The sequence below is a fragment of the Streptomyces sp. NPDC002499 genome (genome assembly GCF_053595415.1).
The window spans coordinates 839,158-851,580 of sequence record NZ_JBSFXO010000001.1; the positions used below are offsets into that span (position 1 = coordinate 839,158).

Annotated in this window: 9 protein-coding genes; 6 read left to right on the forward strand and 3 right to left on the reverse strand. The window is 71.5% G+C overall.

From position 1 onward, the window contains the following. The first annotated feature begins 31 nt into the window (after positions 1-31). From ACWD5F_RS03820 to ACWD5F_RS03840, 5 genes are all read left to right on the forward strand, one after another. Positions 32-1,315: an amidohydrolase family protein gene (locus tag ACWD5F_RS03820; protein ID WP_451250715.1), complete on the forward strand. Its 1,284-nt coding sequence runs from the start codon at positions 32-34 to the stop codon at positions 1,313-1,315. Positions 1,316-1,320: 5 nt separating this feature from the next. Continuing rightward, positions 1,321-2,892 (forward strand): AbgT family transporter, encoded by a 1,572-nt coding sequence (locus ACWD5F_RS03825; RefSeq protein ID WP_451250717.1) that lies wholly within the window; start codon positions 1,321-1,323, stop codon positions 2,890-2,892. A 103-nt stretch (positions 2,893-2,995) separates the two neighbouring features. Beyond that, on the forward strand, positions 2,996-3,886 hold the full coding sequence (locus ACWD5F_RS03830) for a helix-turn-helix domain-containing protein (RefSeq protein ID WP_451250719.1): 891 nt from the start codon (positions 2,996-2,998) through the stop codon (positions 3,884-3,886). Between the two features lie 123 nt (positions 3,887-4,009). Beyond that, positions 4,010-5,953 carry a maleylacetate reductase and hydroxyquinol 1,2-dioxygenase domain-containing protein gene (locus tag ACWD5F_RS03835; protein WP_451250720.1) on the forward strand — a complete coding sequence of 648 codons (1,944 nt, stop codon included), beginning with the start codon at positions 4,010-4,012 and terminating at the stop codon, positions 5,951-5,953. A gap of 50 nt (positions 5,954-6,003) precedes the next feature. Beyond that, positions 6,004-7,767 (forward strand): FAD-dependent oxidoreductase, encoded by a 1,764-nt coding sequence (locus tag ACWD5F_RS03840; RefSeq protein WP_451250722.1) that lies wholly within the window; start codon positions 6,004-6,006, stop codon positions 7,765-7,767. A 113-nt stretch (positions 7,768-7,880) separates the two neighbouring features. On the opposite strand, the gene katG is transcribed toward ACWD5F_RS03840, so the two are convergent. Further along, the gene (katG, locus tag ACWD5F_RS03845) at positions 7,881-10,091 is read right to left on the reverse strand and encodes a catalase/peroxidase HPI (protein WP_451250724.1); all 2,211 of its coding nucleotides are present in this window, start codon (positions 10,089-10,091) and stop codon (positions 7,881-7,883) included. A 33-nt stretch (positions 10,092-10,124) separates the two neighbouring features. Beyond that, complete coding sequence (locus tag ACWD5F_RS03850; RefSeq protein ID WP_124001165.1) at positions 10,125-10,562, reverse strand: Fur family transcriptional regulator; 438 nt, start codon at positions 10,560-10,562, stop codon at positions 10,125-10,127. A gap of 215 nt (positions 10,563-10,777) precedes the next feature. Between ACWD5F_RS03850 and ACWD5F_RS03855 the strand changes: the two genes are divergently transcribed. Further along, positions 10,778-11,644: a LysR family transcriptional regulator gene (locus ACWD5F_RS03855; RefSeq protein WP_451250726.1), complete on the forward strand. Its 867-nt coding sequence runs from the start codon at positions 10,778-10,780 to the stop codon at positions 11,642-11,644. A gap of 43 nt (positions 11,645-11,687) precedes the next feature. On the opposite strand, the gene ACWD5F_RS03860 is transcribed toward ACWD5F_RS03855, so the two are convergent. Further along, entirely contained in the window at positions 11,688-12,326 is a 639-nt protein-coding gene (locus ACWD5F_RS03860) for an HD domain-containing protein (RefSeq protein WP_451250728.1), read from the reverse strand. Positions 12,327-12,423: the final 97 nt, after the last annotated feature.

The following is a 12,423-nucleotide window of genomic DNA, read 5'->3' on the forward strand; positions in this document are numbered from 1 at the left end:
GTCCACGACCACGGAGGAGTGACCGCGCCCCATGACCCACCCCACCATTCGGGAAGCCCGGACCGCTCTGCGGATACACGGCGCCAGGCTCGTCGACGGGACCGGTTCGCCGCCGGTCGACGACGCCGTCATCACCGTCGATGCCCAGGGCACGATCACCTACGCCGGCCCCGCCGCGACCGAGCCTACGACGGCCGACCGGCCCGCGGACGCGCGTGTGATCGACGCCGCCGGCCTGACCGTCCTGCCCGGCTTCTTCGACTGCCACGTGCACCTCGCCTACGCGCACGGCTCGGCGCCCGGACGCCGGGCCGAACTCGATCCCGTCCTGGTCACCCTGGACACCGTCACCCGGCTGCGGCAGACCCTGGACGCCGGCGTCACCAGCGCCCGCGACCTGGGCGGCCTGTCGGCGGGGTTCCGCACGGCCGTGGAGAGCGGCCGGGTGGTGGGCCCTCGCCTGCACACGGCGGTACGGATCATCAGCCACACCGGCGGACACGCCGACGTACGCCTGCCCGACGGCACCGACCTCAGCGCCGGGATGTCGGAGATCGCCGACACCGCCGACGAGGCCCGGCTCGCGGTGCGCCGGGTGCTGCGCGAGGGCGCGGACCTGGTGAAGATCTGCGCCACCGGCGGCATGGGCAGCCCATACGACCAGCCCGACGACGAGGGCCTCCTGGAGGAGGAGATCCGGGCCGTGGTCGACGAGGCCCGACGCCACGGCGGCAAGCCCGTCGCCGCGCACGCCCAGGGCAACGCGGGCATCCTCAACGCCCTGCGCGGCGGTGTCACCAGCATCGAGCACGGCTACGGGCTCGACGAGCGGGCCCTGGACCTGGCGGGCGAGCGGGAGGTGTTCGTCGTCCCGACGCTGTCCACCGTGTACGCGGGGATCGACAAGGACACGATGCCCGACTTCCATTACCAGAAGAAGACCCGCTGGTCGGGCATCACGAAGGAGAACATCGCCCGGGCCATCGAGTACGGTGCCCGGATCGCGCTCGGCACCGACGCCGCCGTCGGCCCGCACGGCGTGAACCTGATGGAACTCAGCTACCTCGTCGATCTCGGCATGGATCCGATGGCGGCCATCGTCGCCGGGACCCGCACCTCCGCCGAGCTCCTCGGTGTCGCCGACCGGTTGGGCACGCTGACCGCCGGCCGCACCGCCGACCTGATCCTCTGCGACGGCGACCCCTTGCGGGACATCGGCGTCCTGGGCGATCCGGCGAACGTGGTCTGCGTCGTCCAGGACGGCGTCGTACGCAAAGATCTGCTGCCCGCCGCGGGCACCACCGGAAGGCGGTAGCGCCGATGTCCTCACTGACCGAACTGCCCGCTCCGGACAGCAAGTCCCCGGAGACCGGAAGCCGACGCGGCATCGACCGGGTGCTGGGGCTGATCGAGCGGGTCGGCAACGCGCTGCCCAACCCGATCGTCCTGTTCACCTGTCTCTTCCTGGTCCTGGCCCTCGTCTCGACCGCCCTCTCGCTGGCGGACGTCACCGTCACGGTCCCCGGCACCGACGAGACCAAGCCGGTCACCGGGCTGTTCACCGGCACGGGGATCAGCTGGCTGACGCAGAACCTGGTCATCAACTTCGCCACCTTCCCGCCGGTCGGCGCCGTGCTCATCATGATCATGGCGGTAGGCCTCGCGGAGCGGACCGGGCTCCTGGAGACGGTCATGCGGGCCACCCTGGCCCGCGCCCCGCGCAGGGTGCTGCCGTACCTGGTGGCGCTGGTCGCCTGTCAGGCGCACATGATGAGCGACGTGGCCGCCATCGTGCTCCCGCCGCTGGCGGCCGTGGTCTTCAAGGCCGCGGGGCGCCACCCCGTGGCGGGTCTGATCGGCGGCTTCGCCTGTGTCGGCGCGGGCTACGCGGCCGGGTTCACCATCGGCTCGCTGGACGCCCTGTACATCGGCATCACCCAGCAGGCGGCCTCGGTCCTGCCCGCGGCCAAGGGCCTGGACCTGAACATCCTGGTCAACTACTACTTCACCGCGTCCAGCAGCATCGTCCTCGGCCTGCTCGGCGGCTTCCTCATCAGCCGCGTCCTGGAACCGCGGCTGCCGGCCTACGTGCCCGGGGACGACGAGCCCGAGGAGCAGGACCTGACCCTCACCCCGGTCCAGCGCCGCGGCCTGCTGGTGACCGGCCTGGTCGTGGTCCTGTACGCGAGTGCCGTGCTGTCCCTGTGGCTGCCCGAGGGGGCACCGCTGCGCGGCGAGGGCGGGGCGCTGGTGCCCTCACCGCTGCTCACCGGCATCGTCCCCGTGCTGTTCGGCGCGTTCCTGCTGGCCGGACTCACCTACGGCTTCACGGTGAAGACGGTGTCGGGCGCGGAGGGCGTGGTCACCGCCATGTCCGAGTCGGTGAAGAACATGTCGGGCTACATCGTCCTGATGTTCGTCGCCGCGCAGGTCATCGCCCTGTTCAACTGGTCCAACCTGGGCGTGCTGCTCGCCGTGAAGGCCGCCGCCGGGCTGAACTCCATCGGCCTGACCGGCTTCTGGGTCCTGGTGGCCTTCGTACTCCTGGCGTCCTGCCTCAACCTCTTCATCGTCTCCGGCTCGGCCCTGTGGTCGCTGGTCGGACCGGTCTTCGTGCCCGCGTTCATGCTGCTCGGCATGAGCCCGGCGCTCTCCCAGGCCGCGTTCCGCATCGGCGACTCCGCCACCGGCATCATCACGCCGATGAACCCGTACGTCTTCCTGCTCCTGGCCCTGCTGCGCCGCTACGAACCGGACGCCCGCCTCGGCACACTCATCGCCCGCCTGTCGGTGTTCGTCGTGCCGTTCCTCGCGGTCTGGCTGGTGATCCTGGGCATCTTCTACGGCTTCGACCTGCCGCTGGGACCGGGGGCGCACATCGGCCTGAAGTGACCACCTCCCTCCTCACGCTTTCTCCGGCCGCCCGCCTGCGCGACCATTGATGTACCGGTCCGCTCCAGGCGGCGGATCCGAGGGGCAGGTGGGAGCGGCCTTGATGCCGATGCGGGAACTGGGCGTGGACGACACCCTGGGCATCCTCGGACTGCCGTGGGTGCGTCCGCGTCGGACCAGCGCGGGGCTCGGCTGGCAGGGGCTGTACCTCTCCACCCAGGACGAGCTCCCCTACCGCAAGGCCTTCGACGGAGCGCCGAGCCACCTGCTGATCCTGCACCTGGACGGCCCCGTCACGGTCCGCCGCGGGCGCCGCGGCCTCACCGAGGTCAGCCGCGTCCCGCCGGGCGGCATGTTCCTGCACCCCGCCGAGACCACCCTGGACGTCGAACTCGGAGGCCCGCTCAAGACCGTGCACGTGTACGTCGCGGACGACATCCTGCGCGCGGCCGTCGGCGAGGACCACGGTCCGGTGCGCCTCAACGAGGAACTCGGCGTCACCGACCCGCTGTTGGAGCAGCTGGTCCTGGCCCTGGACGGCGTGGTCCGCGAGGGCGCCCCGGCCGGCCGCACCTACGCGGACCAACTGGTTCTCACGCTCGCCGGTCAACTGGCGTGGCGACACAGCAACGTACGCCGTGCGGGAAGTGAACCACATGACAGGGCAACAGGATTGACGGACCGTCAGTTCTCGGCCGTACGCGACCTGATGGAGGCGCGGCTCGCGGAGCCCCTGCCACTCACGGAGCTGGCCGCGGCGGCCGGTCTTGGCGTCAGCCGGTTCGCGCGTGCCTTCAAGGACCGGGCAGGACGGCCGCCGCACCGCTATCTGATGCGGCTGCGCGTCGAGCGGGCCGCTCGACTGCTGCGCACCGGGACCCAGCCCATCGCCGAGATCGCGGCCGTCTGCGGCTTCTCCCACCAGGAGCACCTCACCCGGGTGCTGCGCGCACAGCTGGGCACCACTCCGGCGGCCCTGCGCCGAGAAGGCTGACGGTCGGCGCGTCTTTCGTGCAGCGCCCGGCACGTTTCGTGCAGGCGCGCCCGGCGTCGCGTGGCCATACTCCTGAACAGGGGTGCAGCGCCGCACCCGGAGCCACGCACATCGGAGAGCCGCATGCGGGAGTTCGTCCACTCCGGCCATTTGGTGAAGGTCGTCTTCGGGACCGGAACCCTGGGACGACTGCGCGAGGAGGTCGAGGCACTGGGCCGCACCCGGGCCCTGATCCTGACCACACCGACGCGCACGGACCTGGTCGAACGGGCGAGGCGGGCCCTCGGCTCCCTGTCCGCCGGGGAGTTCACCGAGGCCAGGATGCACACGCCGGTGGACGTCACCGAACGCGCCCTGGAAGCCGTACGGCAGACGGGCGCCGACTGCCTGGTGGCCCTCGGCGGCGGCTCGGCCGTCGGCCTCTCCAAGGCCCTCGCCGTCCGCACGGGACTCCCCCAGGTGGTCGTACCGACCACGTACGCGGGCTCCGAGGCCACCCCGGTCCTGGGCGAGACACGCGACGGCGTGAAGACCACCCGCTCGGCCCCCGAGATCCGCCCCCGGACGATCCTCTACGACGTCTCCCTCACCCTCGGCCTGCCCGTCCGCACCTCGGTGACCAGCGGCGTCAACGCCATGGCGCACGCCGTGGAGGCGCTGTACGCCCCGCAGCCGGACCCGGTCACGGACGAGCTGGCGCTGCGGGCGATCCGGCTGCTCTCCTCGGCGCTGCCCCGGATCGCCGCCGATCCCGCCGACGGCGAGGCGCGGGCCGACGCGCTGGAGGCGGCCTGGCTGGCCGGCACCTGCCTGGGCACCGTCGGCATGGGCCTGCACCACAAGCTGTGCCACACGCTCGGCGGCTCCTTCGGCCTGCCGCACGCCGACACCCACACCGTGGTGCTGCCGCACGCGATGGCGTACAACGCGCCCGCCGCCGGGGACGCGATGCGCCGGATCGCCCGCGCGCTGTCAGGCCCTGCCGCGGGTCCGGCACCGGACGCGCCCACCGCCGTGTACGACCTCGTCGCCGCGCTGAACGGTCCGACCTCGCTGCGCGACCTGGGCATGGCGGCCGAGGATCTCCCGCGCGCGGTCGAACTCGCCACCGCCACCCCGTACCCCAACCCGCGCCCGGTGACCGCGGACGGGATCGCCGCCCTCCTCCAGGACGCCTGGTCCGGTCACCGCCCGCCGCCCGGCGACCCGCTCGCCGCCCAACTGCACACCCTGCTCGACGAGGTCACCAGCAGCTTCGACCGCGCGCCCGACGCCCGCACCCGGCAGCTGCTCACCGACCTGGTCCGCCATCTGCACGGCTTCGCCGCCGACAACGACCTGACCCAGGCCGAGTGGAACCTGGCGATCGAATTCCTCACCCGCACCGGCCAGTTGAGCGGCCCCACACGGCAGGAGTTCATCCTGCTCTCCGACACCCTCGGCGTGTCCAGCGCGGTGGACGTGCTCACCAACTCCCGTACCGCCGAGGCCACTCCGTCCGCCGTGCTCGGCCCGTTCTACGTCGAGGGCCCGCCGCCGCGGGCGCACGGGGACGACATCGCCGCAGGCCTGGACGGAGCCCCGCTGTACGTGGACGTGCGGGTCACGGACATCGAGGGCGCCCCGATCGCGGACGCGGTCGTGGACGTCTGGCAGGCCAACGCCGACGGTTTCTACGACGTCCAACTCCCGGACCAGGACGGGCCGGTGCTGCGCGCCCGGTTCCACACCGACGCCGACGGCGGGCTCGTCTTCTGGTCGCTCGTGCCGGTGCCGTACCCCATCCCCGACGACGGTCCGGTGGGTCAGCTCCTGGACGCCACGGCCCGGCACCCCTTCCGCGCACCGCACGTCCACTTCATGATCGGCGCCCCCGGCCGCAAGACCCTGATCACCCAACTCTTCGTCGCGGGCGGCCGGTACATCGACGACGACACGGTGTTCGGCGTGAAGGACGCGCTCGTCGTGGACTACCCCGAGCAGAAGGGCCCGACCCCCGACGGCCGTGCCGTGGACGGCCCTTGGCACCGCCTCACCTACACCTTCCGCCTGGCCCCGGGCGCGTGAGCCCCGTATCGACCCCGCAGGACTCGACCTCGCAGGAGACGACAGACACCATGAGCCGCGCAACCAGCTACGACACCGACGTCCTGGTCGTCGGCAGCGGCCCGGCCGGCGGGACGGCCGCGCTGCTGCTCGCCAGTTACGGCATACGCGTCACGATGATCAACAAGTACGGGTGGGTGGCCAACACCCCCCGCGCCCACATCACCAACCAGCGCACCCTGGAGGTGCTGCGCGACCAGGGCGTCGAGGAGGAGGCGCTGGCCGCCGGAACTCCCCAGCACCTCATGGGCGACACGGTCTTCTGCACCTCGATCGCGGGCGAGGAGATCGCCCGGATCCGCACCTGGGGCACCGGCGACGACCGGCTCAGCGAGTACACGGCCGCCAGCCCCTCCCCCATGATCGACCTGCCCCAGACCTACATGGAGCCGCTCCTGGTCTCGAACGCGGCGGCGCGCGGCGCCAAGGCCCGCTTCGACACCGAGTTCCTGCGCCTGAAGCAGGACGAGGACGGCGTCACCGCGTATCTCCGCGACCGCGTGCGCGGCGACGAGTTCACCCTGCGGGCCCGCTATCTGATCGGCGCGGACGGCGGCCGCAGTCTCGTCGCCGAGCAGATCGGGCTGCCGATCGCCGGCCAGGAAGGCAAGGCCGGCAGCATGAACATCCTGTTCCGCGCCGACCTCTCCGCCCATGTCGCGCACCGCCCCAGCGTTCTGTACTGGGTGATGCAGCCCGGCGCCGAGACCGGCGGCATCGGCATGGGCCTGGTGCGCATGGTCCGCCCGTGGGACGAGTGGCTGCTGGTGTGGGGGTACGACATCGAGAAGCCGCCGCCGGAGGTCGACGAGGCCGAGGCCCGCCGGATCGTGCGCGACCTCGTGGGCGCCCCCGACCTGGACGTGGAGATCACGTCGACGTCCCTGTGGACGGTCAACCACAGCTACGCCACCGCCTATTCGGCCGGCCGGGTCTTCTGCGCCGGGGACGCCGTGCACCGCCACCCGCCGTCCAACGGTCTCGGCTCCAACACCTCGATCCAGGACTCCTTCAACCTGGCCTGGAAGCTCGCCATGGTGATCCGCGGCGAGGCGGGACCCGCGCTGCTGGACACCTACAGCGCTGAACGGGCCCCGATCGGCAAGCAGATCGTCGACCGCGCCAACCTCAGCCGCGACCAGTTCGGGCCGATCTTCGAGGCGTTGGGCATCGGCGGCGGCAGCGACGCCGACGGCATCGAGCGCGCACTGGAGGCCTGCCGCACCCAGGACGCGGCGGGCGCGAAACGCCGACGCGAGCTGGAGCGGGCGGTGGAGCTGAAGAACTACGAGTTCAACGCGCACGGCGTCGAACTCAACCAGCGCTACTCCTCCACCGCCGTCCTGGACGACGGAGGCCCTGACGAACTCTGGCCGCACGACCGGGAGTTGTACCACCGGCCCACCACCCGGCCCGGGGCGAAGATCCCGCACAGCTGGCTGATCGACGCCGCCGGCCACCGCGTCTCCACCCTCGACCTGGTCGGCAAGGGCGCCTTCTCCCTGGTCACCGGAGTCTCCGGTGGCATCTGGCAGGACGCCGTGCGCAGGGCCGTGGCCGAACTGGGCGTACCGCTGCGCCTGGTCCGCATCGGCGCCGAGGGCGCCCGGGACGCGTACGGCGACTGGTACCGGCTCAGCGAGATCGAGGAGGACGGCTGTCTGCTGGTGCGCCCGGACGGGTACATCGCATGGCGGCGTACGTCCCCGCCGGCGGACGCGGCCGACGCGGGCGCGGAGTTGACGCGGGCGCTGAAGTCGGTCCTGGACCGCTGACGGCGTAGCAGGCTCTCCGTCGGAACCTCCGCAACGCGAACGTCCGGGCCGGCTCACGGGAGCCGGCCCGGACGTCGTTCGTCATGACCGCCGCAGCGATCGGACGCGATGGATCAGACGAGGTCGAACCGGTCCAGGTCGGAGACCTTGGCCCAGGCGGCGACGAAGTCCTTCACGAACTTCTCCTTCGCGTCGTCGCTCGCGTAGACCTCGGCGAGCGCGCGGAGTTCGGAGTTCGAGCCGAAGACCAGGTCGGCACGGGTGCCGGTCCACTTGACGGCACCGGAGGCGTCGCGGCCCTCGAAGGTCTGCTGGTCCGAGGACGTCGACGACCACGTGGTGCCCAGGTCGAGCAGGTTGACGAAGAAGTCGTTCGTCAGCGTGCCGACCTTGTCGGTGAGGACACCGTGCGTGGACTGGCCCTGGTTGGCGCCCAGGACACGCAGGCCGCCGACGAGGACGGTCAGCTCGGGGGCGGTCAGCGTGAGCAGGTTCGCCCGGTCGAGCAGCAGGTACTCGGCGGGGAGGCGGTTGCCCTTGCCGAGGTAGTTGCGGAAGCCGTCGGAGGTCGGCTCCAGCGCGGCGAACGACTCGACGTCCGTGTGCTCCTCGGTCGCGTCGACACGGCCCGGCGTGAAGGGGACCTCCACGTCGACGCCGCCGTCCTTGGCGGCCTTCTCGACCGCGGCGGCACCGCCGAGGACGATCAGGTCGGCCAGGGAGACCTTCTTGGCGCCGGAGTTGAACTCCGTCTGGATGCCTTCGAGGACCCGCAGCACCTGGGCGAGCTGGTCGGGGTCGTTGGCCTCCCAGCCGCGCTGCGGCTCCAGGCGGATGCGGGCACCGTTGGCGCCGCCGCGCTTGTCGCTGCCCCGGTGGGTGGAGGCGGACGCCCACGCGGTGGACACCAGCTGCGAGACGGTCAGGCCGGAGGCGAGGAGCTTCGCCTTGAGGGCCGTGACGTCGGCCGCGTCGATGGTCTCGCCCTCGGCCTGCGGCAGCGGGTCCTGCCACAGCAGGGTCTCGGAGGGGACCTCCGGGCCGAGGTACAGGGACTTCGGGCCCAGGTCGCGGTGGGTCAGCTTGTACCAGGCGCGGGCGAAGGCGTCCGCGAACTCGGCCGGGTTCTCGTGGAAGCGCTTGGAGATCTCACCGTAGATCGGGTCGAAGCGCAGCGAGAGGTCGGTGGTGAGCATCGTGGGGAGCTTCTTGGCGTCGCTGTGGGCGTCCGGGATGATCGCCTGAGCGTCCTTGGCCACCCACTGGTTGGCGCCGGCGGGGCTCTGGGTCAGCTCCCACTCGTAGCCGAAGAGGATGTCGAAGAAGTCGTTGCTCCACTGGGTGGGCTTGGTGGTCCAGGTGACCTCGAGACCGGAGGTGATGGCGTCGCCGCCCTTGCCGGTGCCGTAGGTGGACTTCCAGCCCAGGCCCTGCTGCTCGATGGAGGCGGCCTCGGGGTCGTCGCCGACCGACTCGGCCGGACCGGCGCCGTGGGTCTTGCCGAAGGTGTGGCCACCGGCGATGAGGGCGACGGTCTCCTCGTCGTTCATCGCCATGCGGCGGAAGGTCTCACGGATGTCGCGGGCCGCGGCCAGCGGGTCCGGGTTGCCGTTGGGGCCCTCGGGGTTGACGTAGATGAGGCCCATCTGGACGGCGCCGAGCGGGTTCTCCAGCTCGCGGTCGCCGGTGTAGCGCTGGTCGTCGAGCCAGGTGGTCTCGGGACCCCAGTAGACGTCCTCGTCGGCCTCCCAGACGTCGGCACGGCCGCCGCCGAAGCCGAAGGTCTCGAAGCCCATCGTCTCCAGCGCCACGTTGCCCGTGAGGATCAGCAGGTCGGCCCAGGAGATGGACTGGCCGTACTTCTTCTTGACCGGCCACAGCAGTCGGCGGGCCTTGTCCAGGTTGCCGTTGTCCGGCCAGCTGTTCAGCGGCGCGAAGCGCTGCTGACCGCGGCCGCCACCGCCACGGCCGTCGCTGATGCGGTAGGTGCCGGCGCTGTGCCAGGCCATCCGGATCATCAGCGGGCCGTAGTTGCCGAAGTCCGCCGGCCACCAGTCCTGCGAGGTGGTCAGTACCTCGGCGATGTCCTGTTTGACGGCCGCGAGGTCGAGACCCTGGAACGCCGCGGCGTAGTCGAACTCCGCACCGAGCGGGTTCGCGACCACCGGGTCCTTGGCAAGGATCTTCAGGTTGAGCCGCTCCGGCCACCACTGACGGTTGCCGCCGCCCTGGGTCGGGTGCGGGGCGCGCCCGTGCGCGACGGGGCAGCCCCCGGCGTCCTCCGACTTCGCGTCCGTGACGATTGCGTCGTGGTTCTCAGACATGGGAATCCTTCCGAACTGGGTGAATCACGTTGCTCAGGAGCTGGGGGCGTTGCTACAGGCGGGGCACAGGCCCCAGTAGATGACCTCGGCCTCGTCGATCGAGAAGCCGTGGTCGTCGGAGGCGGTCAGGCAGGGGGCGTCGCCGACGGCGCAGTCGACATCGGCGACGGCGCCGCAGGACCGGCACAGCACGTGGTGGTGGTTGTCTCCCACGCGTCCCTCGAACCGGGCGGGGCTGCCGGCCGGTTCGATACGGCGTATGAGTCCCGCCGAGGTGAGCGCGTGGAGTGCGTCGTACACGGCTTGTACGGAAATGTGGCCCACGCGCTCGCGCACCCCGGACGCGATCGCCTCGACCCCGAGGTGATCACCGCCCCGGACGGTCTCGAGCAGCGCGACGCGAGCGGCCGTCACCCGCAGGCCGGCACCGCGCAGCTCGTCTGCGGTGGTCGGAGGCTGGGATGCGGTCATGGCGCCAACCTACCGGCACAAACACTAATGATTCAAGAAAACGAATCACCCAAGTTTGGTGTCGCGGAGGTCAACGGTCAGGACTGTGCCACGCGGACCGGGACGTTGCACGCATGGAGCACCGGGCGCGGCGGGCTCGATTCCGGCGCAGATGATTCAAGCTGGTGGTCATCTGCGTATGAGATGGCCAGAACGAGACAGCCGGGGAGGAGACCATGGACCTTCGTCAGATGGAGGTCGTCGTCGCGGTCGCCGAGGAGGGCGGGTTCAGCGCCGCGGCCCGGCGGCTGCATGTCGTGCAGTCCGCGGTCTCCAGCACGGTCCGGGCCCTGGAGCGTGAACTGGGCGCGGCACTGTTCCAGCGCACCACCCACCGGGTGTCGCCGACCCCCGCGGGGCACGCCTTCCTGCCAGCCGCCCGCGCCACCCTGCGCGCCGCCGAGGAGGCCAGGACCGCGGTCGACCTCGCCCAGGGAGAACTGCGCGGTGAGCTGACGATCGGCGTCATGCAGGGCCTGTACGGCGGCGCGGAGGCGCTGGCCGGCTTCCATCGGGAACACCCGGGCGTGGTGGTGCGGCTGCGTCAGGCGCCGGCCGAGGAGATCCCGCAGGCCCTGCGCGACGGGACCGTCGACCTGGCCGTGGCCGCGCTCGACGCGCCGTCGCAGCGTGGTCTGACGACCCGGTTGCTGGCGCGGGAGGAGATGGTCCTGGTGACCGCCCCTGTGGCGGACGGCCTGCCGCGTGAGGGCCCGGTGACGCTCGCCGAGGCGGCCCGGCTGCCGCTGGTGGACTTCTCCCCGGGCTGGGCGGTCCGGCACGCGGTCGACAAGGCCTTCCGGAGGGCGTCCCTGGAGCGCACGGTCACCTTCGAGGTGAACGACCTGCTGGCGGCCACCGATCTCGTCCGGCACCGCCTCGGGGTGTGCATCATGCCGCCGTCCCTCGCGGCCCGGTTCCCCGACCTCCCGGTACGCCCCTTCATCGGGCACGCACCCGCGTGGTCGGTCCGCGTGGTCCATCCGCGCGGGGAGCTGCCGCCGGCAGTGACGGCGCTCGTGCGCCACATCACGCAGCGATGATCGTCGCGGGCCGGCAGCCGGACCGGCCCGCGTCGCTCCCCGGTTACTCGGCCCAGTCGGAGCCCTTGATGACCTCGACGAAGTCGCCGCGCACGAACCCGGGCGAGAAGTGGGCCAGCACGTCCGCCTTGACGTTGCCGAAGGTCGTGTCGGGGCGGGCCTCGATGCCCTCGGTGAAGGCCGCGAGGATGCGGTTCTTGAAGTCCGGGCGGGGGTGGGCCGCGACGACGGCCGCGCGCTGCTCGTCGGACACGGCGTGGTAGCCGATGCCCAGGACGTCCAGTTCCACCCCGCGGGTGACCAGGGCCACCTCGGGCGCCATGTGCAGCGGGATCTCGGGGGTGGTGTGCAGGGCGATGGCCGTCCAGACCCGATCGGCCGACTCGCCGTCGATGCCGTGCGCGCGCAGGAAGCGGCGGGCCTCGTCGGCGCCGTCGATCTCGAACCGCTGGTCGGTACGGCGGAACCGCTCGGTCAGTCCCAGGTCGTGGAACATCGCGCCCACGTAGAGCAGTTCGGGGTCGAAGGACAGCCCCTGCTCCCGGCCGCGCAGCGATCCGAACAGGAACACCCGCCGGGAGTGGTCGAACAGCAGCGGTGAGGCGGCGTCCCGCACCAGTTCGGTCGCCTCCCGTGCCAGTGCGCTGTCCGGGATCCGTACGTCCGCGATCGTTTCGCTCATGATGCTGCCTTCCTCGTTCCGTCGGTCGGTGACCTCCTTCAGGCTCGCGCGGTGACCTATCCTGGCGCCGTGTCCACACTGCCGTACAACCCACAGA